Annotated in this window: 10 protein-coding genes; 5 read left to right on the top strand and 5 right to left on the bottom strand. The window is 51.1% G+C overall.

Annotated elements, in window-relative coordinates:
* Positions 1 to 32 precede the first annotated feature (32 nt).
* The 3 genes from ABD852_RS20265 to miaA all read left to right on the top strand — a co-directional run bounded on the left by ABD852_RS20265 (position 33) and on the right by miaA (position 5,862).
* Positions 33 to 2,384, top strand: coding sequence for a hypothetical protein (locus ABD852_RS20265; RefSeq protein ID WP_345032244.1), 2,352 nt, complete (start codon positions 33 to 35; stop codon positions 2,382 to 2,384).
* A gap of 37 nt (positions 2,385 to 2,421) precedes the next feature.
* Complete coding sequence (locus tag ABD852_RS20270) at positions 2,422 to 4,806, top strand: hypothetical protein (RefSeq protein ID WP_345032245.1); 2,385 nt, start codon at positions 2,422 to 2,424, stop codon at positions 4,804 to 4,806.
* Between the two features lie 147 nt (positions 4,807 to 4,953).
* A complete protein-coding gene (miaA, locus tag ABD852_RS20275) occupies positions 4,954 to 5,862 on the top strand; it encodes a tRNA (adenosine(37)-N6)-dimethylallyltransferase MiaA (RefSeq protein WP_345032246.1) in 909 nt (302 codons plus the stop codon).
* A gap of 3 nt (positions 5,863 to 5,865) precedes the next feature.
* Here miaA and ABD852_RS20280 read toward each other — a convergent pair whose 3' ends face one another.
* The 5 genes from ABD852_RS20280 to ABD852_RS20300 all read right to left on the bottom strand — a co-directional run bounded on the left by ABD852_RS20280 (position 5,866) and on the right by ABD852_RS20300 (position 14,385).
* Entirely contained in the window at positions 5,866 to 6,813 is a 948-nt protein-coding gene (locus ABD852_RS20280) for an OmpA family protein (protein ID WP_345032247.1), read from the bottom strand.
* Positions 6,814 to 6,979: 166 nt separating this feature from the next.
* Positions 6,980 to 7,906: an aspartate carbamoyltransferase catalytic subunit gene (locus ABD852_RS20285; protein ID WP_345032248.1), complete on the bottom strand. Its 927-nt coding sequence runs from the start codon at positions 7,904 to 7,906 to the stop codon at positions 6,980 to 6,982.
* A 114-nt stretch (positions 7,907 to 8,020) separates the two neighbouring features.
* Entirely contained in the window at positions 8,021 to 9,742 is a 1,722-nt protein-coding gene (locus ABD852_RS20290; RefSeq protein WP_345032250.1) for a RagB/SusD family nutrient uptake outer membrane protein, read from the bottom strand.
* Positions 9,743 to 9,855: 113 nt separating this feature from the next.
* Entirely contained in the window at positions 9,856 to 13,419 is a 3,564-nt protein-coding gene (locus tag ABD852_RS20295) for a SusC/RagA family TonB-linked outer membrane protein (RefSeq protein WP_345032252.1), read from the bottom strand.
* Between the two features lie 27 nt (positions 13,420 to 13,446).
* Entirely contained in the window at positions 13,447 to 14,385 is a 939-nt protein-coding gene (locus tag ABD852_RS20300; RefSeq protein ID WP_345032254.1) for a FecR family protein, read from the bottom strand.
* A 234-nt stretch (positions 14,386 to 14,619) separates the two neighbouring features.
* On the opposite strand from ABD852_RS20300, the gene ABD852_RS20305 reads away from it, so the two are divergent.
* Entirely contained in the window at positions 14,620 to 15,096 is a 477-nt protein-coding gene (locus tag ABD852_RS20305) for an RNA polymerase sigma factor (protein ID WP_345033159.1), read from the top strand.
* Positions 15,097 to 15,261: 165 nt separating this feature from the next.
* Positions 15,262 to 16,638: a high affinity choline transporter 1 gene (locus ABD852_RS20310; RefSeq protein WP_345032255.1), complete on the top strand. Its 1,377-nt coding sequence runs from the start codon at positions 15,262 to 15,264 to the stop codon at positions 16,636 to 16,638.
* Positions 16,639 to 16,678: the final 40 nt, after the last annotated feature.

Genomic DNA, 16,678 nt, shown 5'->3' on the forward strand with positions numbered 1-16,678 from the left:
CTTTCTATCTCCCAAACCTGTTTGATCTTTTCATGATGAGTAACAAAAAAAATCCGGGGCTGTCCAGGCGCAGCTTTCTTGGTTCCGCAGCATTGGTTTCTTCCGGGTTGCTTTGGGGCGGTAAATCATTTGCCGCCGGCGCGTTGACGGCAAGAAATCTGAAGCTTCCGGTAAGTTTTCCCCATTTCCCGAGCCGTCTGCATGCCTTTGTATGGCGGAACTGGAACCTCGTCCCAACCACAAAACTGGCGCAGGTGACCGGCGCTACGGAGCAGCAAATTCTGGGACTTGGAAAATCAATGGGCCTGGCCTCGCCGACACCCGTTACGGCCGAGCAGTGGAGCCGGAGCTACATCACCATTATAAGGCGGAACTGGCACCTGCTGCCTAAATCACAGTTAAAAGACCTTCTGGGGTGGTCGGAAGAACATCTGGAATTTACGCTCCAGGAGGACGACTTTCTCTACATCAAGCTGGGCAGTATCAAACCCGATTGCGACCCGGTAAAGTGGGAGACGTTATCCGGTGAGCCTGCAAAGAAGGAGCTATGGATCAATAAGATAATAAAAGAAGAGTTCCCGGCTTCGGCAGCCGGTAAAAAAGAACCGCTTTTCCAGTTTGTCAAAGACCTGTCGTCTCCGCCCAAAGAAAAAGTACAACCGCTCCAGTCGGGGTTTGCGCCGCGTTACGGGTACGGGTATTTCACACTTTTCGGCGATCCGCTGCTGGATGCCGAGATCGATCCCTATCCCGACGGCTACCTGGAGCGAATGGCGGCATCGGGCCTTGACGGTACCTGGATGCACATCGTACTGAGCAAACTGACGCCCTTCCCATGGGATCCGGCCTTGAGCAAAGACTGGGAGAAACGTCTCGAAAACCTCCGGAAACTGGTTGAGAAAAGTAAAAAACACGGTATCGGTATTTACCTCTATCTCAATGAGCCAAGGTACCAGCCCCTGGCATTCTACGAAAAATACCCGCAATTCAAAGGGGTTACGCGCGGCAAATATGCTGCGCTTTGTACGAGCGTACCGGAAGTGCAGGACTACCTCGTTGACTCCATCGCCAGGATCGTTTCGGTTGTCCCTGACCTGGCGGGGTTCTTTTCCATTACCGCTTCGGAGAACCCTACCAACTGCTGGTCGCATTTTGAGGGCGCCAAATGCCCCAGGTGTAGCGTCAAAGGACCTGAGAAGGTAATTGCAGAGCTGAATACGCTTTACGACAAAGGCATTAAAAAAGGGGTGGAAATGTACAAAAGTAATGGCCATGCTGGTTACACCGGAAGGGGACCGCGTCTTATTGCCTGGGATTGGGGCTGGAAAGACGGATGGGCTGACGGAATCGTACCCGGCCTTCCTAAAGAAGCCTCCCTGATGAGTGTGAGCGAGTGGGATCTGCCGATCCGGCGTGGCGGGATCGACGGCAAGGTGGGGGAATACTCCATTTCAGCAGTAGGGCCGGGGCCCCGGGCGAAGCGGCACTGGGAGGTGGCCCGGAAGAACGGACTTCGCATCATTGCCAAAATACAGGCCGGCACTACCTGGGAATGCGGAGGGGTACCTTATGTGCCCGCGCTCGAAAACGTGGCTCAGCATGCCGTCAACCTGAGAGGCGAAAAGGTGAGCGGACTCATGACCGGCTGGACGCTGGGCGGTTATCCCGGGTCACCCAACCTGGAAGTCGTTTCGGTAGTAGGAAGCGATGCCGATATTTCGGTAAAGGAGGCTATGACCAAGGTAGCGCTCAGGCGCTACGGAGCGGCGGCCCACGATATGGTGGACGCGTGGTACGGTTTCAGCAAAGCCTACCGCGAATTTCCTTATCACATAGGAGTGGTGTACAACGCGCCTGTCCACTCAGGACCGGCCAACCTGCTTTGGGAGAAACCGACCGGCTATAATTCTACTATGGTGGGTATCGGGTACGATGATCTGGCGCATTGGCGGGCCATTTACCCGGAAGAGATATTTATCAACCAGCTTTATAAAGTTGCCGACGGCTTTGAAGAATCCCTGAAAGTTTTGCGCACGAAGGTGAAAGGAAAGTCGCTGAAGGCGCATGAGAAATATGAGTTGGAGCGTGAAATGCGAATTGCCGAAACGGTAGGCGTCCTGTATAGAAGCGTCGCCAATCAATCGGATTTTATCCGGCATCGTGACCGTCTGCAGACCGGCGAAGACAAAGCATCCGTAAAGGCACGGCTGAAGGAACTGCTTAACGACGAAATTAAGCTCGCCCGCCGTTTGTTTGCGCTACAGTCTGCCGATTCCCGGATTGGCTTTGAAGCCAGCAACCACTATTTCTATGTCCCGGACGATTTAAAAGAAAAGGTGCTGAATTGCAGGCATTTGCTCGAGTTCTGGTTGCCTACCGTATAACGATTACCTATTCCTGACCTTAACCTGAATATTGAAAATGTCTCAACACTTCTCACGAAGGAAATTCCTGCTTTCCACGGGTTTAGGGATTGCCGGTACGACGGCCCTGAATGCCGCACCCGATACGCCGGTTTCCGGTGGCGATCATACAATTGGAAACAAAACGGGTACAGCTCCAGATGACACGCAGACTTTTGCGGCGGAAGTGGAACGCATTCTCCCGAAAGACCAGCCCTACGGGCACCACAAGCGCATTGCCGAGGGGCCGCTGCATGTGCTTTGCCGCGACCGCGGGCAGGCAGGAACCAACGATGAATTTTCACTGGAAGGATGGCAGCTGCAATATATTTCCGGTGGCGACCAGGTAATAGAAACCGCGGTGGAGGATTTCCGCGAGTTTATGAAGGTTTCAATGGATGTGGAGATTCCCGTCCTGAAAATTGAACCGGCCGTCCGGGCAAAGAAGAAGGGAAATCAGATCGTGGTAGGGTTAAAAGAGTACTTCCCGCAATATGCCGCGAATTTGAAAGGCCCCAAAGCCTATGCCCTGATTAAGGAGAAACAGCAATTGCTGGTGATCGGCTATGATCCTGTTGGGGTACTCCAGGGGCTTTTTTGCCTGGAAGCGCAGATGAAATTTCGGGAAGGGCCCTTCCTGGAAAAGAACCTCCGCTGGATCAGGGAGGCCGTCTACGAGCGGCGCATGGTACTTTCCGGTTTGGGGTGGATGGAGTGGCCCGATAACCAGCTCGCGCACATAGCCCACAACGGTTTCGACGGGCTTTTTACCTCTGTTTACGCTAACGCCAACGGCGACCGGACCACCCCTGAAACCTCAACCGATTTCTATGCCCGTTTAATGTACCGCATCAGGCGGCAAAGCCCCGAACGCGTACATGACCTGATCAAAAGGGCCGCCCGCTGGGGGATAAAAGTGTACACCCCGATCATTTACCAGTATACCGGCACCGCCGAAAGCGAGGCCGGGCTGCGGAAACTTGTGAAAGATATTATCAGGGAATTCCCCGAAATGGGCGGCTATGTGCTGCTGACCGAAGGGTTCTGGTACCAGAAATGGGGCGGGCTTCACGGCGCGGATGAGGCGCATGTCAAAAACTGGGCGGACAATTGGGCCAAAGCCGTGGGCATTGTTACGGAGGAATGTCACCGCGTAAATCCCGAAACCCACATACTGGCCTGGGAGTACAACATCGATTTCAGGCCTCAAAACGTGAAACTCAAACGGTACTTTGTTCAGAAATTACCGCAAGATGCGATTCCCTCGCTAACCTGGGAGAATGGCAAAGGATTTGAGCTTGATGGCATGCAGGGCTTTTTAAGGGACTACTCGCTGTCGCAGGTAGGGCCGGCAGAGGTCACGCAGGGGCAAATCGAGGAGGCAAACGCCCGGGGAATGAAAGTTTTTTCAAAGGTAGATACCTTCGCAAGCTGGCAGTTCGGGACCATTCCATACCTGCCTTTCCCCGGCCAATGGCGAAAGCGCTACGATGCCCTGGCAAAGTATGGCGTAAAGGGGACCATCGAAAGCTGGAGCAGCGGGTTTACCCCTAATTTTATTTCCGAGCTCCGGTACTGGACCTGTTGGAACGAATCGCTGTCGTACGAGGACCTGATCGGGAAGATGGCTTCCCGGCTGTTCGGAAAAGAACAGAAGGAGAAAGTGCTGCAAGCATGGGTACATTTTGACCAGGCAATTCGCCAGATACCGGATACCGGTCCCAACATGGGAACCAACAACGCTATAGGTAACCCGCTTTTCTTCCAGGAGCCTCCCTTGCGCACGGCAACCTTCCATAAATCCTGGATGGATCATAACATGTGGATGGGGTACCTCGGTGGCGAGCTTAACCCCTATTGGCCGTTCACCGTGACCAGGATGGTATTTTACCCTGATTTTACCAATAAAACCAACCGCGCGGAACAGTACGCCCGTGGTGCAACGGGTATTGTGGCGGCGCCAGGTACACCGCTTTTACCGGTATTTTTGAAGTATCTCAAAAATGCATCGGCGGAAATGGAGAAAGGACTGAAATTGTACCGGTCTGCGGCCTTGGCCTCCCCGGAGTGGAAGCGTGCGATAGCCGTCCGTGAAGTAGTGGTGGCCGAGCACCTGCACCGCATGATGGACAGCAACGCCGCGGTCCTGGAGTTTGAAAACTACAGGCTCCAGTGGGCAGCAGCCACCGATGCCGGTAAGGCCAACTCCCTGCTGGACCAAATGGAAAAGATCCTGAAAGAAGAAATTGCACGTACCAAACTGTCGCAACTCGCAGTATCGCGCGATTCGCGTTTTGGTTTCCAGTTTGAGCAGGACTATGTGTACACGCCCTATTCGCTCAGCGAAAAAATGAAATTGCTGCAGGAAACCCTGTCGGAGCAATTGCCGGCAGCACGGAGATAGGGCTGAGGTTTAAGGTGTGAGTTGTGAGGGGCGAGCTGTGAGGGAAAAGCTTATACCTCACAACTCAAACCTCACCCCTATTACTTACCTTTGCAACCTTGCGGGACGGGTGGGCTCATACCTCACCCCTCAAACCTCACCCCTGATTTGAAAAACCAACTTATCGTTATCGCGGGGCCCACAGCGGTCGGGAAAACAGAATTTTGCCTCCGGCTGGCCGGGAAGCTGGGCGCGGAAATAGTTTCTGCCGATTCGCGCCAGTTTTTCCGGGAGCTTTCCATCGGTACCGCCAAGCCGACCGAAGCGGAGCTGGCGCGCGTCAAACATCATTTTATTAATACCCACTCCATAGCGGAGCCTTATAGTGCCGGTGATTTCGAGCGTGATGTGCTTGCTTTGCTGCCGCAGTTGTTTGAAAAAAGCCGGTATGTGATTATGACCGGGGGATCAGGATTATACATCAAGGCCGTATGCGAGGGGCTTGACGATCTGCCGCAACCTGCAGCCGGACTGCGCGAAGCCCTTACCGCCAGACTTGATACGGACGGACTGGGAGTTCTCCAGGACGAGCTCCGACGGTCAGACCCGGTGTTTTCCGCTACCGCAGAGGTTCATAACCCGCAACGTGTTGTACGGGCACTCGAAGTTTTCTACACCACGGGAAAACCGATTTCTTCCTATAAACGTAAAAACGTGGAAGAACGCCCCTTCGAACCGTTACTGATCGCACTTGACCGCGACCGTAGCGAGCTGTACAGCAGAATTGAGGCCAGAATGGATCTGATGCTGCAAAACGGGCTCGTTGAAGAAGCCCGCAGCGTGGCTCCCTACCGGCATCACCACGCCTTGCAGACCGTAGGCTACAAAGAAGTATACGGTTACCTTGACGGCCTTTATGACGAAACGGAAATGGTCCGTCTGCTAAAACAGAATACCAGGCGTTACGCCAAGCGTCAGCTTACCTGGTTCCGTCACCAGGGCAATTTTCAATGGTTCAATGCAGACGACGAGGCGGGAGTCCTGCGTTTCGTGGAAAGCAAAAAGCCGGCAGGATAGCACTCACCGTATAACCAGCTCGACGCGCCTGTTCTGTGCGCGGCCTGTTTCGCTGCTATTCGACGCCAATGGTGCTGCCATACCGACGCCTACAGGCGTTAGCCGATCTGCTTTTATACCGGATTCGTTTACCAGTTTCGCCACCACTGCCTGAGCGCGTTTTTCGGAGAGGGCAATATTCTGGGCGAAATCCCCTGTGTTGTCGGTATGGCCGACAATGAGCGCTTTGACCGAGGGGTTGGCCTTCAGATAATCTGCAATTACCTTGAGGGCATCCGACGACTCCGGCTTGACAACTGCACTGGCGGTGGCGAATTGAATTCCGTAGAAAGCGTAACGGCCTTCTTTTTGTAGTCTGTCGGTAACAGCACTTACGTCTACTTTGTCGGTATCCAGTTTTTCCCGCCTTACAAAATTGATTGCGTAACGGGCTGCATTTTCGGTTCCGGCATCGCCGACGACCAGGCTGACCAGGTAGGGATTATTTTGAAATTGTCCCGAAGCAACCAGGTAAGAACCGGCCTCGCCTACCATCGCGTTCCCGATCTCGCTCGAAGAGCCTTTTACGTATTCCCTGACAAAATGCATGGGAAGGCTGCCGCATTGGGAAGTCCTGCATGAAAAAATAATCCTGAAGCCGGCTTTTTCCAGCTGGGTCTGGTAAGTGCGGAATACCTGGGTGGCGGTTACGCCGGCTGGGGCCTGGTATTCTATGAAGGTGAGGGCGCCTTCGGCAAGAGCGGGATTTTTTAATTTATCGTAGTCGACGAGTCCGGCCGCTGCAGGGTAAGTAAAGGCTTCAAACTCCTTCTGGCTGTACCCGACAATGTGAGAACCCTGGAACCTGGAAAGCAATTCATGGTCTTTGGAACCGGGAAGGTCACTTTGCGCAGAGACATGGAGTTGTGCCAGAATGGTAAAGGCAATAGCGAAAATGTGGATTGATTTCATATGTGGAAGAAACGCAGTTGGTATGTAGCCCGGAACAAAGGCCCCGGCTGCGGAAAGTGTGTCAGATTTTTGTTCCCGGTAGCGGCGCCGCATAGCATCCCCGATGAGGTTTTTTGCAACAACCTTTCGCGACCGTTATGGTATTAAAACGAACGTGCCGGAAAAATTAGTTTTGCTGTGCCAGCAGGTACAGGACAGCCATTCTTACGGCAACGCCGTTTTGTACCTGCTCCAGGATGATCGAATGGCCTGAATCTGCGGCATCCGAAGCCAGCTCAACCCCTCGATTGATAGGGCCCGGGTGCATGAGAACAATTTTCCTGTTCAGGTCATCGAGCATTTTCCTCGTGATGCCATAATACAGGGAGTATTCTCTCAACGAAGGAAAATACTTGAGCTGCTGCCGTTCCAGTTGAATGCGGAGCACATTGGCAACGTCGCACCATTGTAGCGCGCTTTTCACATCGTGGCTTACCTTCACGCCCAGGTTCCGGATGTATTTAGGTATCAGCGTGCTCGGACCACATACCATAATTTCGGCTCCCAGTTTCTGAAGGCAGAATATATTGGAAAGCGCTACCCGCGAATGCGTGATGTCGCCGATGATCGCAATTTTTTTGCCGGTAAGATCTCCTCCCAGGTTTTCACGCATGGAAAAGGCATCCAGCAAGCCTTGCGTCGGGTGTTCGTGGGTGCCGTCACCTGCATTTACAATATTGGCGGCAATGCGTTGTGATAAAAAATGCGGTGCTCCGGGGCTGCTGTGCCGCATTACAATCATGTCCACTTTCATCGCCAGGATGTTGTTGACGGTATCCAGCAGGGTTTCTCCTTTTTTTACGGAGCTTCCCGAAGAAGAAAAAGAAATTGTATCGGCTGACAACCGCTTTTCCGCCAGCTCGAAAGAAAGCCTTGTCCGTGTGGAATTTTCGAAAAAAATGTTCGCTATCGTGATGTCGCGCAGGGAAGGGACTTTCTTGATAGGACGGTTAATAACTTCTTTAAACTGAGTTGCTGTTTCTAAAATGGTCTGTATGTCGTTCTCAGAAACGTTTTTGATGCCAAGAAGATGCCTAACCGAAAGTTTTGTCATGCCTGTCCAGTAAAACTCAGCAAAGATACACAGAGATCTTTTTAAATGTTCGGGTCGCGTTTAAAAAGTCTCCCTGGTTGAGAAAAGTCCGGTAAGACTTTTCTCAACAGTATTTTACCATCCCGGGTTTTGGGTGAGGTTTGGGTTCAGCACAATTTCGGAGGTCGGAATTGAAAGGAGATAGTCTCTGTCTAACCTGAACCCGTATCCAGTCGGTATTGCATTTTTGAAAGGATCCAGGAAGCCCTGATCGTCAACAGGGAAAGGATTGCTGCCCTTTATCTGAGATGCTTTAAAACCTTTGGGCCGTTTGCCGACAATCAGCTCATCTGCCGCTGCCCAGCGCGCAATATCATCCCAGCGAAATCCTTCCAGGGCCAGTTCTACCCGCCGCTCCCGTCTCACTTCATTGATAACCGGAGAAAGAGTGGGGAAGTCCCATAGCGGGTCGGTAGCGATGTCGGCAATAACCAGGTTAGGCATTCCAACGCGCTCGCGTAGTTTTTTTATCGAAATATCAATATCCTGCTGTGTAATGGTTCCGAGCTCTGCTTTGGCTTCGGCATAATTGAGGAGCGCCTCGGCATAACGATACAGGATTGATGGTGTTTCCTCGTATTGCTGAACATGATAAACCATGTTGGGGTTATAGCCTTTTTGTATAATGTATCCGCCGGGCGAGTTATAGTCCGCGGTCGAATTCAGGCGGGCATAGGCTTCTTCCCAGTATTGGGTCTTTCCGTCGGCAAAAATTTTCCAGACATCTTCAGGCGGGGCAATCGTCTGAGAGAACCTTGGATCACGGTTTATCACCTCTTTTCTGATATTTTCATATCCTCCGAAGAGGGGACTTGCGGCAATAGGTCTTCCGTCAGTACATAAATAGGCATCTGCAAGCGTCTTGGTAATAGATCTCCCCAGCGGCGCTTCCATCCTGATGTTTCTGTCATTTACAAAGTCTACATCGCCTCTGGAAAGGTCGTTGTCGTATTCCCGCCAGAACATCACCTCTGTATTGGAAGAATAATCCTGAAGAGAAAACAAGTCCTTATAATCCCTGGCGGGTTTGCCGGTTGAATAGACATTGTAAATGCCGGAGCTGATGATTTTGTGCGCAGCTTCTGCAGCCTTGGACAGGTATTTTTCGGGGTTGCCTCCATCCACTCCGAATGGGGTGCCGGCGTGATATTTCTCCCAGGTACCTTCGTACAGTGCGATCCGGCTCTGGATAAGCAAGGCCATCCACTTGTTTATTCTCCCCGCTCCCCGGGTTTTATCCGCAGTTAAATGGATGGCGGCAGAGTCCAGCGAGCTTATGATATAATCGGTGACCAGGTTTCTCGCGTCCCGGGGATTATATAGCTCGGGAGAAGTGGTACCCAATACTTTGGTAATGATCTGGATGTCGCCGTAGGTTTTGAGCAGGTTATAGTAGATCAGCGCCCGGAAGAAATACGCTTCGCCGAGATATTGCTGATATTCACCAAGCTTGTAACCTTCTTCAACCTTTTTGTAGTTCTCAAAAAAGTAGTTGATACTTCTGACATTTCCGAAAGCGATGCTGCCGCTTGTCAATATGGTCCGGCTGCCTTCCAGTCTCCGGTCCGGCGCCGCCGAGATCTGGTTATCACTGTCAAAATCATTTCCATGAACGCCGTATTTTGGAAAAAAAGAATTACTGTAAAACTGGTTTACGTAAGCCTTGAGATCATTCGGGTTCTTGAAGTAGTTCGGAGCCGTCACCGCGTCGAGCGGTGTTCTTTCCAGGAAATCATCATCACACGCAGTCAACATAACCGCGCAGATAAAAGCGATAAGAAGATTCGTTGTTTTCATCTGTATTCAAAGTTGTGAGCGATGAGTTATGAGCGATGAGAAGGGGGACCGACTCGTCTTATTCGCGGGCCGGTTGGTGCCGCTAAAACCTCACAACTCACGCCTCATACCAATTAAAGCGAAAGATTAATTCCAAACGACAGTGTTCTTGAGATCGGATAAATCACACCGCTTGCCAGGTACCCGCCATTGCTCGGGTCTGACGCTATCGCCGTTTCGGGGTCCAGAATTTTGGGAAGCTTTGAGAATAGGAGCAGGTTTTCTCCGGAGAAATAAATTCTGGCTTTCTGAACCGCGATCTTGCTAAGTATCCGCTCGGGGATTGAATATCCTATTTGCAGGTTTCGCAGCCTCAGGTAGGCCGCGTTGAGCAGGTACCTGGATTGCCGCTGACGATTTTTATTGGTCTCCGCCGTGAAATAGGGTTTTGCAAAATAAGCGTCGGTGTTTGGGCCAAGTAAATTGGTCTCATCTGCCGGTCTCCAGTAATCCAGGGTGAGGGAATTTTTGTAGATACCCGACCCTCCCCAGGCAGGTACCATTCCCCAGAACAGAGAGGAGTTAAGGTCGGGATGGTAGTCCTTTTTCCCTACTCCTTGCCAGAACATGTTAAAATCCAGTCCTTTCCATTTTAAACCTCCCGACAGACTGACATTGTACCGTGAAGAGGTATTCCCGATCACAACCAGGTCTCCGTGATCGCCGAGGGTTCTCAGCCCGTCGTTAATTACATGGTCCTGGTTTAAGTCTTTGTATTTCATATCTCCCGGGCCCCATTTGGGATGGTATTTCGACTGGTCGGGCATAGACTCATTGGGTGACTGAATGAGCCCGTCCGTTTCAAATCCCCAGATTTCTCCTACTTTCTTGCCTGCATACCAGGTATCAATCAGGCCTTTTTCGTTCTGGTAGGCAAGAATTTTTGACTGACTGTCGCCCAAACCGAGCTTCAAGTCATAGGAGAGTGAACCCGACAGCCGGTCCTCCCAGCCGATCAGCAACTCAAAACCCTTTGTAGAGAGTTCTGCGTTGTTGCTTTGCGGGGTGGAAGCGCCCAGCAAATAGGGCAGTGTAATAGAAGGGCCAAGCATATCCGTAGACACACGGTTGAACCAGTCAAACGTCAGGCTAAGCCTGTTTTTCAGGAAACCGGCGTCAATACCCAGGTTGAGTGTGGTGATGGCCTCCCAGGTAAGGTCGTCGCTCACCAGGCCTGGGGCCTTGGCAAAAGGAGGCCTTTCTCTGTCCACGATCCACTTAAGTTCGCTGCCTACCGGGATAGTTGACAGGTAGAGGTAGTTGGCTACATTTTGATTGCCAAGTGCGCCGTATGAGCCGCGTACTTTCAGCGTGTTCACGTAAGGTTCCACGTAAGACCAGAACGGTTCTTGCGAGATATTGTAGCCGACCGATGCGGAAGGGAAGAAGCCCCATCTTGAATCGCGCGCAAAACGCGAGGAGCCATTGTACCGCGCGCTGAATTCCAGCAGGTATTTCTCCTTATAGTTGTAGTTAAGTCGTCCGAAGAATCCCCGGGTGGCCCAGTGATAGATCTGGTCATTTACGGTACGGTCTCCCAGGGAAGTGCTGATTGAAGGAATCTCATCGGTGATCAGATTGGTGCCGGTGGCTGAGATCCCCGAAAACTGCCGCAATTCCTGTTCAAAGCCGAACATTGGCTTAAAGTAATGCTGATTGGCAGTAAGCTCATAAGAGGTAGTGGCGTTTATAAGCGTATAAGTGTTTTGAGAAAATGACGCAGTGTAACCGGATGCGGGTTTTCCTATATTGCCGAACTGACCGGTACCCAGTTCAACCAAAACGGGCCGGGGGTTTGTGGCGTTCCGGCTTCCTACGGTATTGTAATTGTAGGAAAAGGTTGTTTTCCAGCCTTTTACGGGTTCCAGTTCAGAGCCTAATGTAATAAAAAAATCATTAATTTCCGTGCGATCGCGCCCGGATCCCTGCGACAGCCTTACAAGAGGACTTTGTATGGTACCATTGATGTTGTAGAAGGGCATCATCGGTGCAAAATGGATGATTTCGTTGAAGAAATGCTCTCTGCCCACCGTCGTTTGCCCCACAGGAAAGTCGGTTTTCCCGTTGGCGTATTTCAGGCTGGAATTGAAATTCAGCCAGTTGGTTATTTTGGAGCTGAAATTCGACATAAAGTTGTATCGCCTGTACGAATCCCTGCCAAACTCATACATTCCATTCTGATTGATATAACCTCCCGACAGATAATACTGCGTTTTCTTATTTCCGCCCGAAACGTTCAGGTTATGCTTTTGGCTGAACGAATAGTCGGCAATAAGGATACGAGGCCAGTCATTGTTGGCGTTACCGTTTCTGCGACCGGCAAATACGTTGTCAATCGGGTTTTCAGGATCATATTCGTAGGGAAACGTACCATTCATGTATTGTCTGATGCGATTCATTTGCTCTTCGCTGTAAACGGGCGTAAGGCCCGCATTCGCGTTGGCCTGGTTAAAAGCGGTCGCCCAGGTTAGTGCGTCTGCATAACTCGGCAGTTTTGTAGGAGAAGCAAAGGAAAGGTTGTTGCTGTATTGAATACTTACTTTTTCGCTGCGATTGCCCTTTTTTGTGGTGATCAGTATCACGCCAAAGGGCGCTCTCGATCCATAGATTGCGGAAGCTGAAGCGTCTTTGAGGACAGAAACGCTTTCTATGGATTCCGGGTCTACGTTCTGAATATTCATTTCCACCCCGTCGACGAGCACAAGCGGCGACCCGCTGCCATGAATAGAACCCGTTCCCCTGATATTCCATGTGCTGGCGGCGCCGGGTTCGCCGCCGCGCATACCCATGGTGATGTTCAGGTTGGGAGAGGCGCCTTTGATCAGGTCGGCTACTGTATTGGCCGGCCGGTTGGCGAGCCGGTCGCCCGAGACTACGTCGACTGCGCCTGTCAGGTTTATCTTTTTCTGCGTACCATACCCTACCACCACCACTTCTTCTAATGATTTCTCGTCTGTTTTCAGCGAAATATCAATCGATATCCTGCTTCCCACTACTGTTTCCTGGCTTAGATAACCTACGAAGGAAAAGATCAGAACAGCTTTTTCATCAGGGACAGAAATTTTGTACCGCCCCTCCGCGTCGGTTACTGCGCCGTGCTGGGTTCCTTTGACTATGATATTCACGCCTGGAAGCCCCTCACCTTTTTCATCCAGTACCTTTCCTTCTACCGATCTATCTATACGAAATTCCGGAACCGCAAGATTTTCCAGCTTGGATACGCCGGCGCCCTTTTGCACCGGACGTTGTTCCTGCTGCTCCCTTTTCTTCTGGTCAATAATTTCCTGTAGTACGCCGATCATTCTCTCCAGCGACTCCATTCCTTTCGGGTCGTCGCGGTAGATGATCACGTATTTCATGTCCAATACCTGGAATTTGAGGTTAGTTTCCCGTAATACGCTACTGAGGGCTTCGTTGATATTTTTATAGGAGCCAGGGTTGTACCGCTTCCTGATCCTGACCTTTTCAACTATTTCGCGATCATACGTGAAATGAACTTTGTACCGCCTGTTCATATCGCTGATGATATTCAGCAGGCTTTCGCTTTGCAGAGTTTCACCGGGATGAGCTGTGGCATAGGCCGGGAAAAGACAGTACAGCACAATCCCGGATAGAATAATCCGGAGATATTTTCTCATAGTAATCCTGGTTTGGGTTTTCTTTTGCTATTTCACGAATATCGTGTCCTGTTTTTCGACAAGTTTTACCTGGAGGGACAGTTCAAGCACTTTCCTGATCAGGTCCCAGTCTGAATAGGGAAGGGAGAGGTCCAGCCGCTTTTCAAGAACGGAGGGGTCTCCGGCCTTGAATTTCTTTCCGTACAATTCTTCCATGCGGTCCAGGATATCTCCGAGCGGGGTATTTTCGAATTCAAGCATTCCTTCGACCCAGGAAGCGCTGCGGTGGAGAGAAGAAGCGGCTTCGATCCGGAGATCTTTTTTCCCGCTGTCGTACAGCGCAGCATTGCCGGGTGTCAGTGCAACGGGTTGCTGCTGCAGCTGAGGGATTTCGAGGTTTACCTTGCCGGATTCCAGGAAGAGGTGTGCGGACCCCTTGCGGCTCCTGAAATTGAAGGTAGTGCCCAGTACACTGATTTTCATGTGGTTGGACCGCACGACAAATTCTATCCCGCTGACCTTCCTGACATCGAAGTAGCCCTCGCCTTCAAGAGTCAGCTCGCGTTTTTTCTTCTTTAGCCAGTCTGTATTCCATACCAGCCGTGAATTGGCATTGAGCAATACCTTGCTGCTGTCAGGCAGCACAACGGTACGGGTTTCTCCGAAACCTGTCTGATAGGACAAGAGCTCGGGTGCACGGTTTTCAGGCCACACCAGAAGAGTCGTGACGAATATTGCGGCTGAGGCGGCGGCACCCCAGAAAAGCCGGGCGATGGCAATGCGTCTTCGCACGGGTTGCCTTTCGTCCGCTCGGATGTCACGCAAAATACGCCTGGATTCTTTCCAATCCTCTTTTGAAACACGATCAATCAGGTCGAAAGTGTCCGGGTCACCCATAAGGCCAAGGAACTCCGCGTATTCTTCGGGCGACAATGTATTGTTCCGGTACTTTTCCAGCAGCCGCGTAATGCGATCGTTGTTATTCACTATTAGAATCCGTTTAAGTCAGGTCCTTTTCTAATGTTTTTGCGCAGTAACATCGTCAGTAGCCCTGGTTCCCCGTTCGGTTTAGAGCATTGACGCGCAACCCGCCGACAAGGACTAGTCGGTACGATATTTTTTTTGAGTAGAAATAATTTGAGATTTTTTATACTTTTGTAAGGCGCAGTTAATACATCTCATAACCCCTGGTTTCACCGGATATGCAATAAATCCGTGAAAATGGAACAGGTATATACAGAGTACAGGGAATTTCTCTACAGCTTTTTTATAAAACACGTTAAGATCCCTTCATTAGCGGAGGATTTGGCCCAGGATGTTTTTATCAAATTCTGGCAGAAGAAAGATTGTGCCGATTCTATAGAAAATATCGATGCATGGTTATATACTCTTGCGCGCAATCACCTGATGGATCATTATCGTAGGCTGGCTTCAGAGAAGAAATACCAGGAAACTGTATGGCTGGAAATGGAACGTCATGCCAATGTTGTTATCGAGGAAATTTATAAGAGAGAGCTGGAAGATCGGGTTGCCTTTCTTTTACAAACACTGCCCAGGCGGCAGAAGGAAGTGTATGAGCTCAGCCGTGAGAAAGGTTTTTCTCTGGAGCAGATAGCCGAGGCGCTGGATATATCTCCGAATACTGCCAAAAATCATCTGGTAGAAAGCCTGAGGTCCATACGGGCCGGATTGAAATAAATTGTGGTATTGAAAAGTGTTGCGCCGTTATACAGGTTGCGATATCGCCTTCCAATAAGTCGGCTGAGTAAAATCGTCCGCTTCCAGGGTTTTTACCAATTGTAGGAAATCTCCCGCAGGAGTTAAGTAACACAGGAAATGCTCGGACTTGCCATTGGCTGTTACATGTTGGTTACCTTGGGCGTGGGCCTCTGGGCTTCCCGGTTTGTGGCAAACACCCGGGATTTCGTACTGGCAGGTCAAAGGCTTCCGCTTATTCTCGCGGCTTCCGCGACTTTCGCTACCTGGTTCGGAGCAGAAAGTATATTGGGGGCACCGGCGGAATTCCTCAAGCATGGCGTGTCGGGTATTATCGAAGATCCGTTCGGCGCAGCAATGTGCCTTTTCCTGGTCGGCGTTTTTTTTGCCCGCCGGTTTTATCAACTGGGCATCCTGACTTTCTGCGACTATTTCCGGATACGGTACGGGAGGGCAGCCGAGATAGGCTCTGCGCTGCTGATCGTGCCCTCTTATATCAGCTGGATTGCCGCGCAGCTGATCGCAATGGGGATACTACTGAAAATTGTTCTGGGCTGGTCTATGCCTGTTGCCGTTGTCAGCAGCACATTGTTTGTTGTGGTGTACACCGTTTGGGGCGGGATGTGGTCCATCACACTGACCGATTTTTTACAAACACTCCTTATTATCGCCGGCCTGGTTACTGTAGCCGGTGTTCTTTACAACAAAACCGCATCAGCCGGTCCGTTGTTTGCATCGCTTCCTGACGGGTTCTTTCATTTTTTCCCGAAAGGAGACTTGCTGGGCTGGGCCAGGTACGGCGCTGCCTGGATAACCATAGGGCTCGGGTCTATTCCCCAGCAGGATGTATTTCAGCGGGTTATGTCAGCCAGGGATGCGGAAACTTCCGTAAAGGCCTGTCTGCTTTCCGCTTTTATGTATTTAACCATTGCTTTACTGCCTTTGTATATCGCGCTGAGCGGAAGGCTTTTGTATCCTGAGCTGGTCGTAGACGGCCAGATGATGATCCCGGATATGGTAATGCGGCACCTTAGTCTGCCCGTACAGGTATTGTTTCTGGGCGCTTTGATGTCGGCTATTATGAGCACTACCAGCAGTGCAATTATGGCGCCGGCCACGATAATTGGAGAGAACATTTACAAATTTTTCAAACCGGTGACCTCTGATAGCGAGCTCCTGGCAGTTATCAGGGCCGGGATCGTCGGAATCGCGGCAGTATCTGTGGTAATGGCGCTCGGGCGCGACAGCATTTTTGAGCTGGTGGCCGAATCGTCGGCCTTTAGCCTGGTTTCACTTTTTGTTCCGTTGACTGCCGGTTTGTATTGGAAAAAAGCTACGCTGGCCGGGTGCCTTCTTTCCATGGGTGGCGGTCTTTCGGTGTGGCTGCTTGCGGTATACTGCGAAACCGTTTATCCGCCGCTCCTCTACGGTTTGTTCGCCGCAGTATTGGGTATGGCTGCGGGAGCTCATCTTCGCCTCGCGTCAAAGGCCGTTTTTGCCCGGGATGAGCAGTCGGGACTATGATCTTTAGTGGAAAAAATGCAATTTCGGACCTTGTATTAAA

The sequence above is a fragment of the Ravibacter arvi genome (genome assembly GCF_039540405.1).
In the GTDB taxonomy this organism is placed as follows: domain Bacteria; phylum Bacteroidota; class Bacteroidia; order Cytophagales; family Spirosomataceae; genus Ravibacter; species Ravibacter arvi.